The organism is Aquibium microcysteis (assembly GCF_014495845.1).
Classification (GTDB): domain Bacteria; phylum Pseudomonadota; class Alphaproteobacteria; order Rhizobiales; family Rhizobiaceae; genus Aquibium; species Aquibium microcysteis.
Window position 1 is genome coordinate 612425 of sequence record NZ_CP061080.1, and the last position, 15349, is coordinate 627773.

17 protein-coding genes are annotated in these 15349 nt (G+C 68.4%); 9 read left to right on the forward strand and 8 right to left on the reverse strand.

Features of this window, described 5'->3' with window-relative positions:
• Position 1: 1 nt before the first annotated feature.
• The 8 genes from IAI54_RS02795 to IAI54_RS02830 all read right to left on the reverse strand — a co-directional run bounded on the left by IAI54_RS02795 (position 2) and on the right by IAI54_RS02830 (position 6070).
• Positions 2-763, reverse strand: a complete 762-nt coding sequence (locus IAI54_RS02795) for an ABC transporter permease (RefSeq protein ID WP_187970910.1) — start codon at positions 761-763, stop codon at positions 2-4.
• 1 nt (position 764) lies between these two features.
• Complete coding sequence (locus tag IAI54_RS02800) at positions 765-1637, reverse strand: ABC transporter ATP-binding protein (RefSeq protein ID WP_187970911.1); 873 nt, start codon at positions 1635-1637, stop codon at positions 765-767.
• A gap of 59 nt (positions 1638-1696) precedes the next feature.
• Complete coding sequence (locus IAI54_RS02805; RefSeq protein WP_187970912.1) at positions 1697-2677, reverse strand: ABC transporter substrate-binding protein; 981 nt, start codon at positions 2675-2677, stop codon at positions 1697-1699.
• 393 nt (positions 2678-3070) lie between these two features.
• On the reverse strand, positions 3071-3841 hold the full coding sequence (locus tag IAI54_RS02810) for an enoyl-CoA hydratase-related protein (RefSeq protein WP_187970913.1): 771 nt from the start codon (positions 3839-3841) through the stop codon (positions 3071-3073).
• On the reverse strand, positions 3838-4440 hold the full coding sequence (locus tag IAI54_RS02815; protein ID WP_187970914.1) for a 2-hydroxychromene-2-carboxylate isomerase: 603 nt from the start codon (positions 4438-4440) through the stop codon (positions 3838-3840). Before IAI54_RS02815 ends, IAI54_RS02810 begins: the two co-directional genes overlap by 4 nt.
• Before the next feature lie 17 nt (positions 4441-4457).
• Positions 4458-4676 (reverse strand): hypothetical protein, encoded by a 219-nt coding sequence (locus tag IAI54_RS02820; RefSeq protein ID WP_187970915.1) that lies wholly within the window; start codon positions 4674-4676, stop codon positions 4458-4460.
• 237 nt (positions 4677-4913) lie between these two features.
• On the reverse strand, positions 4914-5411 hold the full coding sequence (locus IAI54_RS02825) for a VOC family protein (protein ID WP_187970916.1): 498 nt from the start codon (positions 5409-5411) through the stop codon (positions 4914-4916).
• Positions 5408-6070 carry a TetR/AcrR family transcriptional regulator gene (locus tag IAI54_RS02830; RefSeq protein ID WP_187970917.1) on the reverse strand — a complete coding sequence of 221 codons (663 nt, stop codon included), beginning with the start codon at positions 6068-6070 and terminating at the stop codon, positions 5408-5410. The genes IAI54_RS02825 and IAI54_RS02830 overlap by 4 nt, the downstream gene beginning before the upstream one ends.
• Positions 6071-6319: 249 nt before the next feature.
• Here IAI54_RS02830 and dctP point away from each other — a divergent pair, with 249 nt between their 5' ends.
• The 9 genes from dctP (at position 6320) to IAI54_RS02875 (ending at position 15206) form a co-directional block, all read left to right on the forward strand.
• Complete coding sequence (gene dctP / locus IAI54_RS02835; RefSeq protein ID WP_187970918.1) at positions 6320-7417, forward strand: TRAP transporter substrate-binding protein DctP; 1098 nt, start codon at positions 6320-6322, stop codon at positions 7415-7417.
• Between the two features lie 62 nt (positions 7418-7479).
• Complete coding sequence (locus IAI54_RS02840; RefSeq protein WP_187970919.1) at positions 7480-8790, forward strand: TRAP transporter large permease subunit; 1311 nt, start codon at positions 7480-7482, stop codon at positions 8788-8790.
• Between the two features lie 12 nt (positions 8791-8802).
• Positions 8803-9333 carry a TRAP transporter small permease gene (locus IAI54_RS02845; RefSeq protein ID WP_187970920.1) on the forward strand — a complete coding sequence of 177 codons (531 nt, stop codon included), beginning with the start codon at positions 8803-8805 and terminating at the stop codon, positions 9331-9333.
• A complete protein-coding gene (locus IAI54_RS02850; RefSeq protein ID WP_187970921.1) occupies positions 9330-10415 on the forward strand; it encodes a phosphotransferase family protein in 1086 nt (361 codons plus the stop codon). The genes IAI54_RS02845 and IAI54_RS02850 overlap by 4 nt, the downstream gene beginning before the upstream one ends.
• Positions 10412-10888: a hypothetical protein gene (locus tag IAI54_RS02855; protein ID WP_187970922.1), complete on the forward strand. Its 477-nt coding sequence runs from the start codon at positions 10412-10414 to the stop codon at positions 10886-10888. Before IAI54_RS02850 ends, IAI54_RS02855 begins: the two co-directional genes overlap by 4 nt.
• A 25-nt stretch (positions 10889-10913) precedes the next feature.
• Positions 10914-12533: an AMP-binding protein gene (locus IAI54_RS02860; RefSeq protein WP_210321200.1), complete on the forward strand. Its 1620-nt coding sequence runs from the start codon at positions 10914-10916 to the stop codon at positions 12531-12533.
• An 11-nt stretch (positions 12534-12544) separates the two neighbouring features.
• The gene (locus IAI54_RS02865) at positions 12545-13762 is read left to right on the forward strand and encodes an acyl-CoA dehydrogenase family protein (RefSeq protein ID WP_187970923.1); all 1218 of its coding nucleotides are present in this window, start codon (positions 12545-12547) and stop codon (positions 13760-13762) included.
• Positions 13759-14205: a MaoC family dehydratase gene (locus IAI54_RS02870; protein ID WP_187970924.1), complete on the forward strand. Its 447-nt coding sequence runs from the start codon at positions 13759-13761 to the stop codon at positions 14203-14205. The genes IAI54_RS02865 and IAI54_RS02870 overlap by 4 nt, the downstream gene beginning before the upstream one ends.
• Positions 14202-15206 (forward strand): DUF7064 domain-containing protein, encoded by a 1005-nt coding sequence (locus IAI54_RS02875; protein WP_187970925.1) that lies wholly within the window; start codon positions 14202-14204, stop codon positions 15204-15206. Before IAI54_RS02870 ends, IAI54_RS02875 begins: the two co-directional genes overlap by 4 nt.
• Positions 15207-15349: the final 143 nt, after the last annotated feature.

A 15349-nucleotide genomic window follows, 5' to 3' on the forward strand; every position in this document is an offset into this window, starting at 1 on the left:
CCTAGTGCTCCCGGCCCCGGCTCTCGACATGCGAGACGACCATGTTGAGGATGATCGCGGTGACGATCACGAAGACGATCCAGGCGAACATCCGCGCCGGCTCCATCAGTTCGGCGGCATGGGCGATGTTGTTGCCGACGCCCGACGCCGATGAGATGGCCTCGCCGCCGAGGACCGACGCGAAGCAGATGAAGAAGCTGATCCGCAGCCCCGTCACCACCACCGGGAAGGCCGCGGGCAGGAGGACGTGGCGGAACATCTGCGCACGCGAGGCGCCCATCGAGCGTGCCGCCTTCACGTAATGGGCGCCGACGCCGGAAAAGCCCGCGATGGTGTTGAGGGCGACCGGAAAGAAGCCGTAGACCGCGCCATAGGCGACCTTCGAGGCAGGCCCGATGCCGAAGACGAGGATGAAGATCGGGAAGAACAGGGTGATCGGCACCGCGAAACAGGCCGCGATCAGCGGCTCGAACAGCCTGGTGGAATAGCGCGAGCGGCTGACGAGATAGCCGACGGCGAGCCCGCAGACGACGGCGATGCCGTAGGCCTGCACGATCGACGTCAGCGTGACGCCCACCGCCGACCAGAACTGGCCGCCGGAGACCAGCCGCACGAAGGCGCGCCACACCGCCTCCGGGTGCGGCAGGAACAGCGGCGGGACCATGCGGTTGGCGGCCAGCGCCCACCAGACGAGGCCGACGGCGACGAGGAAGCCGATCTGGATCGCGCGCGTGCCGAGCGTGTTGGCGTCCTTGCCCGCCATGTCAGCCTCCGTGCAGTGAGACGGGCGCGGCGACCGGATCGCGCATCGCGGCGGTGGCCGCGCGGATCTCGTCGCGGAGCAGGGCGTAGAGTTCGTTGCGCAGTTCGCTGAAGCGCGGCTCCAGCATGAAGTCGGGCGAGCGGGGATGCGGCTCGCCGACCTCCACCACGGTCTTGATCCGGCCCGGCCGGGCGGTCATGACGATGATGCGGTCCGACAGGAAGACCGCCTCGGCGAGGCTGTGGGTGACGAAGACGATGGTCTTGCCGGTTTCGGCCAGCAGCGTCGAGAGATCCTCGCCGAGCACCATGCGGGTCTGCTCGTCGAGCGCGGCGAAGGGCTCGTCCATCAGGAGCACGTCGGTCTTCAGCGCGATGCCGCGGGCCATGTTGACGCGCTGGCGCATGCCGACCGACAGCTGGTTCGGATAATGGTTCGCGAAGGTCGCCATGCCGACCGACTTCAGCGCCTTCATCGTGCGGTCGGACCATTCGGACGGCGGCACGCCCTGGAATTTCAGCGCGATGTTGAAGTTCTCGACGATCGTGTACCAGGGGAACAGCGTGCTTTCCTGGAACACGAAGGAGATGGCGTCGGGCGTCGGGCCCTTGATCTCGCGCCCTTCGATGCGGGCGCTGCCCGTGCTGGCGTCGGTCAGCCCGCCGATGATGTTGAGGAGCGTGCTCTTGCCGCAGCCGGACGGCCCGAGCAGGCAGACGAACTCGCCCTTGCGGATGTCGAGCGACACGTCGTCGAGCGCGAGGACCGACTGGCTCGATCCGGCGGCGCCGAACCGCTTGCTGACGTTCTTGACCGAGATGACGACCGGAGCCGAGGCAGCATCGGTCGTGGCGCGGAAGGCGGGCGCGTTCATCGTGATTCCTGTTCTCGAGAATGGGAGCGCGGCCGGACCGGCCGGCCGCGCGCGCCGCGTCAGTATGCGACCGGAATGAAGCGGTCGGTATAGAGTTCCGAGATCTCGGGCTCGTAGTCGAGGATGCCGAGTTCGACGAAGGACTTCTTGAGCACGTCGATCGCGTCCGGATCGAAGCTGCCGTCCGTCGACATCATGCCCATCTCGGTGTCGAACACCTTGGCGACGATGTGCTCGCTGACCTTCATCTCCGCCGCCGAGACCTTGATCGAGCTGTCCTTGTTGGCCTTCATGTGCTCGACCGTCATGAACCAGCCCTTCAGGAACTTCTCGATCACCTCGGGGCGTTCCTCGACGACGTCGGTATGCGCGAAGATGACGTGGGTGTGGAAATGCGGGACGAGGTCGCCGAAATCGACCAGCACGCGCGCCATCCCGCGATCCTCGAGATCGTAGCCCTGCACCGTCGAGGTGACGCTCGCGGGCAGTTCGCCCGATTCCATCGCGGCGAGACGGGTGCGCATCTCGCCCATCGCCACCGGCTGGAGGCGGTCCTCGCCTTCCCAGCCCTTCTGCCGGTTGAGTTCGTCGACGATCCAGGCCGTCAGCGAGCCCGCGGTGGTGACGCCGACGCGCTTGCCCTTCAGATCGTCGATCGCCTTCATTTCGGACTTGCCCCCGACGACCAGCGCCATGTTGCGCGGCGGGCCGGCGAGCGTCGCAACGGTGGTGATCGGGACGCCCTTGGCGGCATAGGCCATGCTCGGACCGGAGCCGAGGCCGATGTCCAGTTCGCCGGCGGCGAAGGCCTGCTGCATCTTGGCGTCGCCGGCGAAGGCGAAGAACTCGATGTCGAGCCCGACCTTCTCCCAGATGCCGGCCGCCTCGCCGACCTGCAGCGCGGAGAAGGCGAGGGAACTCGTCACCGACTTGCCGACGCGCAGCGTGTCGAGGTCCTGTGCGGTCGCCGCACCGGACAGTGGCAGTCCCGCGCCGATTGCGAGAATGGCGGCCATGGCCGATCGTCTGGTCAGTGTCATGCTGTTCCTCCCTGATGCCGGACGGACCGGATCGCGTGTTGCCGGCAGCTTCCTCCCGCCGGCCTCACGGGGACTGTTTCACCATGACCCGGGCGGAGCAACCTGCCTGCACGCTATCGGCGGGCATAGATCATAGGCTATGACTGAGCCATAGAGGCGAAGCTTCCTCTTCATCCGCCGGGGACGAGGTCTGCGCGGTCGGACCGGCATGAACGTTCCGACGGCGGCGGCTGGACCGGTCGACGGATCGCTGCGGACGTGGAACGCAAGAGCGGGCAGGGCGCCGCGCGGACGCCGCGAGTGTCGCGATCTCGGGCGGCCGCGCTCCAGGACGCGGATGACGGACGGGACCGGGGCGGACGGAGGCGCGGCGAGTCGGACCGGTGGGCGCGTTCAGCTCTTCTGCCGCGCGAAGAAGGCGGCGATGCGCTGCTTCATCGCCGGCGTGCGGCCGGCTTCGCCCTGCAGGTCGCGTTCGAGGGCGAGCTGCTCGGCGGCACCGAAATCGGCGGCGTTCGCGATCAGCCTCTTCGTCGCCGCGACGGCGTCTCCGTCGAGGCCCGCGAGCTTCGCGCAGATCTCGGAAGCGCGGGGCTGCAGGCGCTCGTCGTCGACCACCTCCCAGAGCAGCCCCCAGTCCAGGGCCCGCGCGGCGTCGATGCGGTCGCCGAGCAGCATCATGCCGGACGCGCGCACACGGCCCAGCATGCGCGACAGGAACAGCGTGTTGCCGGCGTCCGGCACCAGTGCGATGCCGACGAAGGGCTCGTAGAAATAGGTCGATCGCCCCGCCAGCACGATGTCGGCGGCGAGCGCGATGCCGACCGCCGCCCCCGCGCAGGGACCGTTGACGGCCGCCACGATCGGCAGGCGCGACCGGCGCATCGCCTCGACCAGCGGGTTGAAGTGGATCTGCAGCACGTCGTCGAGCGCGGGCGTCGCGTTCGGGTCGATGGTGGAGAGATCGTAGCCGGCACCGAAGGCGCGGCCTTCGCCGGTGAGCAGCACCGCCTTGACGGACGGATCCGCTTCGGCGCGCGCAAGCGCCGCCCGCAGCTCGTCCGCGGTCCGGTCGCGATAGGCGTTGAGCTTGTCGGGCCGGTTGACGGCCAGCCGCGCCACGCCCGCCTCGACCCCGTAGTTCACGTCGGCGAAATCGCTCATGCCCGTCCTCCAGAAAGCAGCCACCGCACCTGCGGCAGACGGTCTGCACCAAACAGGCCCTCGCCGTCGACGATGAAATAGGGCGATCCGACCACGCCGGCCCCGATCGCCTCGGCGACGGCGGCTTCGAGGAGCGCGCGCCCGGCCGTACCGGTCGCGCCCTCGACGACCGTCTCGCGCGACAGCCCGACCGAGGCGCCGATCGCCACCAGCGTCTCCATGTCGGCGACGTCGCGATGGTCGCGGAAGAAGGCCTCGAAGAGGGCATGCGCGAGCAGGCCGGCGGTGGCCGGGTCCTCGGCCGCCACCGCATGGTGGAGCCGCGCGGCCAGATGCGCCGACATCGGCAGCTTCACCGGGTGCCGGTAATCCAGCCCGTGGAAGGCCGCCGACCGCTCCATGTCGGCAAGGAGATAGCTCCGCTTGACCGGCACGTCCATCGGCGCGGCGATGCCGTGCGCCTTCAGCACCGCCCACATCAGGATCGGCCGCCATTCGACCGGCCGGCCGAACTCCGCCCCGACCGCCTCGATCGCGCGGCTGGCGAAATAGGCGTAGGGCGAGGCGAAGTCCATGTAGAAGCGGATCGGGGAAGACATCGTCGGCAGCCCCTTCCTCAAGACCGGAAATCGGCGCAGCGCGGATCGTCCGCGACGGCGCGGGGGAAGGCGGGGAGGGCGATGGACGGCGCCTTGCCCGCTTCGGCCGGCCGGCGGATCGCGACCATCCCCGTCCCGGCGGCGTCCGGCCTGCGGCCCGGTTGGCCGGCGATCTCGCGACGCGGCGCAACGCGCCGGTGCGCAATGAGCGGCTTGCTCCTGACGGGATGGTTCACGCTATCTCCTCCTCCGCTGGGAAGAAGATGAATTCAACTCATCAGTGCTGTCAACCCGCTTTCGGTGAGCCCGGCGCTTTCGCCATCGGCTTGCCGACTCCTGCCTCAAGCCCTCGGGAGTCACGCGAGAGAGAAGCGGCGGGTGATCTGATGAAGGCACTTCATTAAAATCGCCCGCAGTGCTCGCACCCCGCTCTGCGGCGGCGCGGGACGCTGCGATCGGAAGGTCGGGCGGGCTCAGGCGCGGCCGAGGAACTCCATGAACTCGATGATCGCGCCGTCGGGGTCCTCCACGCAGAAGACCTTGATGACCGAGCCGCCGAGGACGATCCGCACCGGCGGGGTGTAGCCGTGGTGACCCGCGGCCGCCAGGCGCGCATGGACGGCATCGGCGTCCAGGGCGCGCAGGCAGATCCGCCCGACGCCGGGCTGGGCGAGGCTGCGCGGCGGCGGCGGGGCCTCGCGCGGGGCGGTCCACTCGATCAGGTCGAGCCGTGGGCCGTGCCCGTCGCCCCGAAGCTTCAGCAGGACGGCGCGGCCGGCGCAGTCGTCCGGCAGGCGCAGCACCGGCCCGAGGCCGACGGCGCCGAAGCTTGCGTCACCCTCGAAGGTGTTCACGGGCTCGAAGCCGATCAGCCGGTAGAAGGCGAGCGAGCGCTCGAAGTCCGTGCAGTTGACGTTGACGTGGAAGAAGGAGGCGACGTCCGGTGACGCGATCGCGGCAGGCTCCGTCACTTGTAGATCCTGCCGCGCAGCAGCTTCTCGTAGGTGTCGACGACGTCGGCCGAGGGGCGGACGAATTGCCCGTCCTCGTAGCAGAAGCGGCCCGACAGATATTCGCGCGTCGAGATCAGCATCTGCGACAGGATGTCGATCTCCAGCGGGTCATCGATCAGGAGATTGCCGCGGCGGCGCTCGTACTCGAGCGCGCGCCGGTAGCTCGCCGACTGCATCTCCAGATGCGCGCGAAAGCCCTTCGGCGCCTGGACCGTGCCCTCGCTGATGATCTTGAACAGATGCGGCTCCTTCTCGAGGAACTCGAAGAAGCCGGCGAGGCGGGCCTTCTCGCGCTCGATCGCGTCGTCGGGCGCTTCCATCACGCGCTGGCGGATCAGCGCGTGCAGGCGCAGGCTGAGCGAGGGCAGCAGCTGGTCGAGCAGGTCCTGCCGCGATTCGAAGTAGTTGTAGAAGGTGCCCTGCGCGACCTTGGCCCGGGCGGTGATCAGCGCCACCGACGCCGCCGCGTAGCCCATTTCACCGACGATCTCGATCGCGGCCTCGAACAGGCGCGCGCGCGTCGCCTCCGCCTTTTCGGCGCGCGTCAGCCGCGGCTTCGGCGCGCCGGGCTTCAATCTGGCGACCGCGTCGCGGGAGGGCGAGATGGCTGCTGGCATGTCGGGCACAGGGTAAGGGACGGGAGCGGCGTCGTCAAATCCGAAATGAATTATGAGTCACCGTTCATTTCTGTTTACAAAATCGGAAATCGGTCTAGCATGTGACGCATCGGCAGTCCCATGGGAGAGAGCTCCCTGCCGGGAGAAGGGATGCCGCGGACCGGTGGAGGCCGGTCCGATTTCCACAACCAGGCCGTTCGGTCGAGCTCGTCTCGAAACGACACCGGCTGTTCCAAGGGAGGGAACAGAATGTTTGCGCATGCCCGTAAGCTGCTGGCCGCCACCGCGGTCGCCACCGTCGCGCTGACCCTGTCGGCGCACGCCGCCGATCTCATCATCTCCACCGGCCTCGGCAAGCCGCATCTGTGGGTCGGCGCCCATATGGACCCGTTCGCCGATGCCATCGAGAAGGGCAGCAACGGCGACGTCAAGTTCACGCGCTTCTATGCCGGCGAGCTGACCTCGGTCGGCCGCGAGCTCGACGCGCTGACGAGCGGGACGATCTCGGTCGCCGCACCGCTGCTCGCCCCCTATCACGAGGGCCGCTTCCCGCTGTCCGACGTGACCCAGCTTCCGACCTACGGTACGGATTCGCCCATGGTCACGCGTGCCTTCCAGAAGCTCCTGGACTCCGAGGCCAAGATCAAGGGCGACCAGACCTTCCACGATTACGAGATCGCCTCGAAGGGGATCCACGTCTGGGCGCTCGGCGCCACCGCGCCCTATTCGATCTCGACCGTGAAGAAGGTGCTGAAGGAGCCGGCCGACTTCAACGGCGTGCCGCTGCGGGCCGGCTCGGCCCTGCACACCATCATGCTGGAGAAGCTCGGCGCGACGCCCGTCACCATGCCCGGGTCGCAGGCCTTCGAGGCCGCCTCGCGCGGCACCATCGAAGGGCTCGTCATCGCCATCTCCGACTGGCCGTCCTATTCGCTGCAGCAATTGCTGCGCCATTCGATCGTCGACGTCTCGATCGGCCACTGGGAGAGCTACCTGGCGATCAGCGACCAGGCCTGGAACGACCTCACCGACGACCAGAAGGCGCTGTTCGACAAGACGGCGCGCGAGGTCGCCCTGACCAATGCGCAGGAATGGGAGGCACGCGTCGGCACGGTGCGCGATGAATCCATCGCCAAGGACGGCGGCGAGTTCACCTCCATCAACGACCTGTCGCCGGCGATGAAGGCGCATGTCGAGACCGCGGCGGCCGAGACCTGGAAGGCCTGGATCGAGAAGACCGAGGCCAACGGCCATCCGGCCCGCGCCACCGCGAAGCTCTATGCCGAACTGATCCAGGCCGAGGGCGGCAAGCTGCCCGCCGGCGTCGCCGAATATCTGGCGCAGTGATCGTCGCGGCGCCGGGGAACTGACCCGCGGCGCCGCTTCATTCTCCGAACCGGAGACCGGGAATGTCGAAGGACTGGATCATCTGGGCGGTCACGCTCTGGACCGTCGTCTTCATGATGGCGGGCCAGGCGATCGCGACCTGCCTGCTCGGCGCGGGCCTCCTCGGCATCATGCTGTGGATGGGACCGGGCGTGCTGAACGGCATCGTCGGCGGCGACACCTTCTACACGGCGTCGAGCTACACGCTGTCGATCATCCCGCTCTATCTCCTGATGGCCCAGCTCCTGCTCAAGGGCGGCGTGATCGTCGACCTGTTCCGGGTCGGCCACCGGATCGCCGGCTACCGCCGCTTTCCGCTCGGGGTCGCGACGCTGATCACCGGCGGCCTGCTCGGCGCCGTCTCGGGCTCCGGCACGGCGAGCGCCGCGGCTCTGGCGACGCTGGCCGGACCCGAACTGCAGCGCGTGGGCTACACGCGCAGCTTCTCCGTGGCGCTCGCGGCGATCTCCGGCTCGCTCTCGGTCATCATCCCGCCGAGCCTGCTCATCATGATCTACGGATCGCTGACGGAAGTGCCGATCGGCCACCTCTTCATCGGCTCGATCGGCCCGGCCATGCTGTGCATGGCGGTCTATGTCGGCTGCCTCTACTTCCTCGGCGAGGTGGAGACCGGCGCCGTCGACGGGCTCGGCACCGCCGAGCCGGAGGATCCCGCCCGCCTGCGCCGGTCGTTCAGCGCCTTCGTCTTCGTCGTGGTGCTGATGACGGTGGTCTTCGGCGGCATCTACGGCGGCGTCGTCACCGTCGGCGAGGCGGGTGCGCTCGGTGCCTTCGCAGCCTTCGTCGGCATGATCGCCATGCGCCGGGTCGGCGCGGCCGACATCGCTGCCGCCCTGATCGATTCCGTCAAGGTCTCGGCCATGATCCTGATGCTGCTCATCGCCGCGCAGATCTTCTCGCGCTTCATGTCCTTCTCCCGCCTGCCGACCGAACTCCTTCATTTCGCGGATCCGCTGATCGCCAGCCCGACGGCGCTCATCCTGGTGCTGATGGCCGGCCTGTTCCTCGCCGGCATGGTGCTGGAGGAGGTGACGATCATCGTTCTCACCATTCCCATCATCATCCCGATGGTGGAGGCGGCCGGCGTCGACCGGATCTGGTTCGGCGTGCTCGCCTGCTTCGTCATCTCGCTCGGCCTCCTGACGCCGCCCGTCGGCCTCGTCGCCTTCACCGCCGCGACGGCGGCGCGCACGCCGGTCGGGCCCGTGTTCCGGCCTTGCATGACATTTTCGGCCGTCTCGGCAGCCGTCGTCGTGGCCGCCATGATGCTGTTTCCCGGCATCGCCACCTGGCTGCCGAGCCACCTCAACTGACCGGACATCGCAATGCGCTTCTGGAAACTCGTCTGGAAACTGGAATGGGGCCTCGCCGCGATCGGAGCGGGGTCGATGCTGTTCGCCATGATGATGGTGACCGTGATCAGCGTCGCCGGCCGCTACTTCCTGCAGGCCGACCTCATTCCCGGTGCCTACAACATCATCGAGCGCGTCCTGTTTCCGCTTCTCGTCTTCTGGGCGCTGCCGATCGCCCACCGCGAAGGCCTGTTCCCGCGGCTCGAGATCGTGGCCGATTCGCAGCCGCCGCGCCGCCGCGCCGCCCTGATGGCCTTTGCGCTGGCGGTCGAGATCGCGGTCTATGCCGTCTTCCTCTGGTTCGTCGCACGGTTCGTCTGGGTCGGCATCGAACAGAACCGCACCATGCAGATCGGCACGTCCTTCCTGCCGGTCTGGCCGATCATGGCGATGATGCCGCTCGCCTTCGGCCTCATGCTGCTCGAGATGCTGCGCCTGTTCTGGCGCGACGTCCGGATCGTCCTCGGCGTCGAGGATCCGGCCCGGGAAGGCGTCGCGCGATGACCGGGCTCGTGGCACGCGCGCTGCCGGCCGACCGCGAGGGACCGGTCTTCGACCCGACCGACACGGAGACGGTGCGGGCGGCACTCGCCGCCTTCGTCGCGGCGCAGACGAGGAGCACGGTCGAGATCGGCCCGCTGCGCCGCTTCACCGTCGGCTTCTCCTGGGTGACTTACGGCTTCCGGGCGCGCTGGAGCGAGGGCGGCGACGCGTTCGAGCGCGACCTCATCCTGCGGGCGGGGCCGCCGGCCGGCATCTTCGGCCCCTACAGGGCTTTCCCCGAATTCGTGACGCTCGCCGCGCTCGCCGGAAGCAGTGTCCCGGTGCCGCGGGTCTACTGGTACTCCGACGACACCTCCATCCTCGGCGCCCCCTTCTTCGTCTGCGATCTGGTCGAGGGCGAAGCGCCGATCCCGTGGACGCATGACGGCGGCCCGGCCTTCGACGACGAACGGCGCGTGCTGCTCGGCACGCAGTTCGTGGGGGCGCTGGCCGCGCTGCACGATTTCCGCTGGCAGGGAACCGACGTCGCCCGCATCGACGGAACCACCGACGTCGCCCGCACCGCGGCCGACCAGGTGGAGCACTGGATGGGGCTCCTGGCGAGATGGTCGCCCGAGCGGGTGCCGCTCCTGGAGATGGCGGCGGCGTGGCTGCGGGAACGCGCGCCCGTGGCGCGGCGCATCTCGATCACGCATGGCGACTTCCGCATCGGCAACTTCCTGGAGCGCGAGGGCCGCATCACCGCCATCCTCGACTGGGAACTGGTCCGCCTCGGCGACCCGATCGAGGACCTCGGCTGGGTCTGCCTGCAGGCCTGGCGCGGGCGCTCGCCCTACATGTGCCACTTCTTCGAGCGCGAGGAACTGCGCGACCGCTATGCCGTGCTGACCGGGCACGCGGTGTCGCTGGCCGACATGGCCTATTGGGAAGCCTTCGGCACGTTCAAGCTCGCCATCATGCATTACGGCGCGACGGACTGCTTCGCCCGCCGGGGGTTCAACGATCTCAGGATGGCCGGCATGGGCGCCCAGATCCCGCGCATGCTGCTGCAGGTCGAATCCGCCATGGAGCGCGCGTCGTGAACATTCCGCTCGCCCGCCTGATCGACGGCATCATCGCCACCCTGCGCGCCGACGTCATCCCCAACGTCGCCGATTCCTATGCGCGGGGACAGGCCGTCGCCGTCATCGACCTGCTCAACAACATCGCGCCCCGCGTGGAGTGGTCGCACGCCACCCTCGTCGGACGCATCGCCGACAAGCGCCGGCTGCTCGACGAGGTCGCCGCGCTCGTGCCCGGACTGCCGGTCGCCGACGTCGCCGCGGCCGGTCCGGATGCGGCCGCGGCGGCGCTCGCGGCGGAGAAGGCCGCGCTCGACGCCGTCGTCGGCGACGTCGTCGCCGCGCTCTGGCCGCGCCGCGGCGAGCCGCCCTGCGCCGAGGCGACGCGACGCATCAGGGCGCATCTCCAGGACGAGATGCGCGCGGAAATGAAGATCACCCGCAAGCCGCTCTTCGCCGAAATCGCCAGCGGCAGCGGCGGGGCGGGCGCGTGAGCCCGATGACCGGAGGGAGGGACTGATGGACTATCACGTCGATCCGCGCATGCCGGCGCCCGAAGCCTGCATCCAGCGCCACATGCTCGAGCGATGGGCGGCGACGCAGCCCGACAAGCTGTTCGCGATCTTCGCCGACGGCACGCGCTGGACCTATGCGCAGACGCTGCGCGAGACGATCCGCACCGCCAACGCGCTGCGGGCGCTCGGCGTGCGGCAGGGCGAGCGCGTCATGGTCTGGCTGCCCAACGGCATGGAGTGCCTGAAGGTCTGGTTCGGCCTCAATTATCTCGGCGCGGTCTTCGTGCCGCTCAATCTCGCCTACCGCGGCAACCTGCTGCGCCATGCGGTGTCGCTCACCGAGGCCCGGCTCGGCATCGTCCACGCGGACCTCTACCGGCGGCTCGGCGAGATCGAGCGTGCCAGGCTCGAAGAGATCGTCGTCCTGTGCGGGGAGGGCGAACCCCTCGATGGCCTGAAGGTGCTCCCGTCCGCTGCACTGGAGAGCGACGACGACACCGCTCCCGCGCTGGAGCGGCCGATCGCGCCGTGGGACATGCAGTCGATCATCTTCACCTCGGGCACGACCGGTCCGTCCAAGGGGGTGATGTCGTCCTACATGCACCTCTACGCCATGGCGGCGGCGGCGCCCTTCCTGCGGTCGGACGACCGCTACATGATCAACCTGCCGATGTTCCATTCGGGCGGGGTCATGCCGGTCACCGCCATGCTCATCCATGGCGGCTCGATCGTCATGGTCGATTCCTTCAACACCGAGACCTTCTGGCGGACCGTGCGCGAGACCGGCATCACCACGGCGGTGCTGCTCGGCGTGATGGGCAGCTTCCTGCTCAAGCAGCCGCCGGGGTCCGACGACCGGAACCACACGCTGCGGACCTGCACCTACGTGCCGTTGAACGACACCGCGCCGCAGTTCCATGCACGCTTCGGCACCGAGATCCACACCCATTTCAACATGACCGAAATCTCCATGCCGATCGTCTCGCAGCCCAACCCGACCGCGCTCGGCAGCGCCGGGCGCAAGCGCGACGGCGTCGACGTGCGCATCGTCGACGAGAACGACTGCGAGGTGCCGGTGGGCACCGTCGGCGAACTCGTCGTGCGCACCGATTGCCCCTGGGCGCTGAACCACGGCTATGCCGCCAATCCCGAAGCGACGATGCGGGCCTGGCGCAACGGCTGGTTCCATACCGGCGACGGGTTCCGCATGGATGCCGAAGGCAACTACTATTTCGTCGACCGGCTGAAGGACGCGATCCGCCGCCGCGGCGAGAACATCTCCTCCTTCGAGGTCGAATCCGAGGTGCTCGCCTTCCCGGCGGTGCGCGAGGCGGCCGCCGTCGCGGTGAAGAGCGAGGTCGCCGAGGACGAAGTCATGGCCGTGGTCGCCCTGCGCGAGGGCGAGAGCTTCGATCCGGCCGAACTGATCGCGTTCCTGCGGCCGCGCATGGCCCACTTCATGATCCCCCGCTACGTGCGGGTGGTCGATGCCCTGCCGCGCACGCCGACCGCCAAGATCGAGAAAGTGAAACTGCGCGAAGCCGGCATCACCGGCGACACCTGGGACCGAGACGCCGCCGGAATCGTCATCAAACGGGAGAAGGTCGGGCTGAAGAGCGCCTGACGGAGGACACCATGTTTGCAGAACTCTCCCCGCACGCGGCCGCGCTGCGGGAACGGCTCATCGCGTTCATGCGCGAGCACGTCTATCCGAACGAACGCGCGCTTCTCGAGCCGCCGCCGGAGGCGGAGAAATGGCAGCCGCGGCCGCTCGCCATGGACCTTATGGAGAAGGCGAAGGCGCAGGGCCTGTGGAACCTGTTCTACCATCACGGTCCGGAGGGGCAGGGGCTGTCGAACTTCGAGTATTCGCAGCTCTGCGAGATTCTCGGCCGTTCGCTCGCCGCGCCCGAGATCTTCAACTGCAACGCGCCCGACGTCGGCAACATGGAAATCCTCGCCACCTATGGCAGCGAGGCCCAGAAGGAGCGCTGGCTGAAGCCGCTGCTGTCGGGAGAGATCCGCTCCTGCTTCGCCATGACCGAGCCGCAGGTGGCCTCCTCGGACGCGACCAACATCGAGACCGCGATCCGGCGCGACGGGGACCACTACGTCGTCAACGGCCGCAAATGGTGGGCGACCGGCGCGCCGTCGGCGCGGTGCAAGGTGGCCATCGTCATGGGCAAGAGCGATCCGTCCGCCCAGAAGCACAGGCAGCAGACGATGATCCTGGTGCCGATGGACGCGCCGGGCGTGCGGGTGGTGCGCCCGCTCAGCGTCTACGGCTACGAGCATGCGCCGCTCGGCCACGCCGAGATCGTCTTCGAGGAGGTGCGCGTGCCGGCCGAAAACGTGCTTCTGGGAGAGGGGCGCGGCTTCGAGATCGCGCAGGGCCGGCTCGGCCCCGGCCGCATCCACCACTGCATGCGCTTCATCGGTCTGGCCGAGCGGGCGCTGGAGATCATGTGCGAACGGGCGCGCTCGCGCCGCGCCTTCGGCTCGACGCTGGCCGAGATGGGCGGCGTGCGCCAGGCGATCGGCCAATCGCGCTGCGACATCGAACAGGCCCGGCTGGTGACGCTGAAGGCGGCCTGGACCATGGACAGGCTCGGCAACAAGGCCGCCCGCAACGAGATCGCGGTCGCCAAGATCGTCGTGCCGGAGACGGCCGGCCGCGTCATCGACCGCGCCATCCAGGTGCATGGCGGGGCAGGGCTGTCGCAGGATTTCTTCCTCGCCGAAGCCTTCGCCGAGACCCGCTTTCTGCGCATCGGCGACGGTCCCGACGAGGTGCACCGCGAGGCGTTGGCGCGCGTCGAACTGTCGAAGTCCCTGGAAGGAGCCGCCGCATGAGACCGCTCGTCATCGGAGAGACCGTCGAGACGGCCGGCCGCACCATCGGCGAGGGCGACGTCACCCTGTTCGCCGGGCTGGTCGGCGACTTCACGCCGGTCCACGTCGACGAGACCTTCGCGCGGTCGACCCCGCACGGGACCCGCATCGCGCATGGTCCGCACTCCATGGCGACCGCGATCGGCATGGCGACGCATACCGGCCTGTTCGGGGCGCGCGTGATCGGCCTCGTCAACATCACCTGGGATTTCTCGGGCGCGGTGAAGATCGGCGACACGATCCGCTCGCGCGTCACGGTGGAGGACGTCCGTCCGACGTCGAAGCCGGGGCGGGGTCTCGCGACCTACGCCTTCGAGGTCCTGAACCAGAACGATCAACCGATCCAGCGCGGCCGCATGAAGGTGGTCGTCGTGCTGGACGAGCCGCAGGAGGCGAAGCGATGAGCGACAGATACATCATGCGGCCGGAGCACGAGTTCAACCACGTGCCGGACGCCTCGCCGAACTTCAACGAAAGCGTCTACACCAACGCCTTCGACCCGGTGAACGCCTTCGGTGGCTGGATGCGGCTCGGCAACCGCGTCAACGAGGGGTATGCCGAACTGTCGGTGTGCCTCTATCTGCCCGACGGCCGCATCGCCTGCCAGTTCCAGCGGCCGGCGATCACCGCCAACGACCGGTTCGAGGCGGGCGGCATCACCTACACGGTCAACGAGCCGCTGAAGAGCGTGACCATGCGCTATGACGGCGACTTCATCATCGTCGACGATCCCGACGACCTGCGCAATCCGCAGGAACTCTTCGCCCGCGGCCCGCGCCTGCCCGGTCACGTGTCCTGGACCCACGAGGCCGAATCGCCCGTCCACGGCGGCGAGCCGGCGGACGACAGCGTGCAGACCATGTACGGGCGCGATTTCTCGCTCGGTCATTTCAACCAGCACGGCCGCGCCCGCGGCATCATCAGGGTGGGCGACGAGAGCTGGGAGATCGACGGCCGCGGCTGGCGCGACCATTCCTGGGGCCCGCGCTACTGGCAGGTCATCTATTTCTACCGCCTGTTCATCGCCAACTTCCCGAACGGCGACGGCCTGATGCTGCTCAAGATCACCGACCAGGCCGGCAAGGTCCGCCGCCAGGGCGTGCTGCTCGTCGACGGCCAGTACGAGGAGGTGCTCGATCTGGAGGTCCAGACCGACTGGACCGCCGATCGCGACCCGGCCTTCGTGCGGCTCGGCGTGATGACGAAGCAGCGCAAGGTGCGCATCGACGTCGAGATCCTGAAGCTCGCGCCGCTTCGCAACCGCCGCAAGACCGAAGAGGGCGTCCTCGTGTCGCGCATCGCCGAAGGCTTCTCCCGCTTCACCTGGGGGGACCAGACGGGCGTCGGCATGACGGAATACATCGAGCGGATCGAGGACGGAGCCTACGTCGGCTATCCGCTCTAGCCGCGCGGCCGGCGCTTCCATGGCCTGCAGATGGGTCGGGTTCATTAACCCGGACCAGCCGGAATCCTGCGCGCAAATATCTGCACAGATAACGGAATTCTTTGCGAAGACCAACCCGCCACGCAGGAATTGCGTTGACTTTC

Coding starts and splice junctions, on each gene's coding strand:
- IAI54_RS02795 (WP_187970910.1), bottom strand. CDS start 763: ATGGCGGGCAAGGACGCCAACACGCTCGGCACGCGCGCGATCCAGATC.
- IAI54_RS02800 (WP_187970911.1), bottom strand. CDS start 1,637: ATGAACGCGCCCGCCTTCCGCGCCACGACCGATGCTGCCTCGGCTCCG.
- IAI54_RS02805 (WP_187970912.1), bottom strand. CDS start 2,677: ATGACACTGACCAGACGATCGGCCATGGCCGCCATTCTCGCAATCGGC.
- IAI54_RS02810 (WP_187970913.1), bottom strand. CDS start 3,841: ATGAGCGATTTCGCCGACGTGAACTACGGGGTCGAGGCGGGCGTGGCG.
- IAI54_RS02815 (WP_187970914.1), bottom strand. CDS start 4,440: ATGTCTTCCCCGATCCGCTTCTACATGGACTTCGCCTCGCCCTACGCC.
- IAI54_RS02830 (WP_187970917.1), bottom strand. CDS start 6,070: ATGCCAGCAGCCATCTCGCCCTCCCGCGACGCGGTCGCCAGATTGAAG.
- dctP (WP_187970918.1), top strand. CDS start 6,320: ATGTTTGCGCATGCCCGTAAGCTGCTGGCCGCCACCGCGGTCGCCACC.
- IAI54_RS02840 (WP_187970919.1), top strand. CDS start 7,480: ATGTCGAAGGACTGGATCATCTGGGCGGTCACGCTCTGGACCGTCGTC.
- IAI54_RS02845 (WP_187970920.1), top strand. CDS start 8,803: ATGCGCTTCTGGAAACTCGTCTGGAAACTGGAATGGGGCCTCGCCGCG.
- IAI54_RS02850 (WP_187970921.1), top strand. CDS start 9,330: ATGACCGGGCTCGTGGCACGCGCGCTGCCGGCCGACCGCGAGGGACCG.
- IAI54_RS02860 (WP_210321200.1), top strand. CDS start 10,914: ATGGACTATCACGTCGATCCGCGCATGCCGGCGCCCGAAGCCTGCATC.
- IAI54_RS02865 (WP_187970923.1), top strand. CDS start 12,545: ATGTTTGCAGAACTCTCCCCGCACGCGGCCGCGCTGCGGGAACGGCTC.
- IAI54_RS02870 (WP_187970924.1), top strand. CDS start 13,759: ATGAGACCGCTCGTCATCGGAGAGACCGTCGAGACGGCCGGCCGCACC.
- IAI54_RS02875 (WP_187970925.1), top strand. CDS start 14,202: ATGAGCGACAGATACATCATGCGGCCGGAGCACGAGTTCAACCACGTG.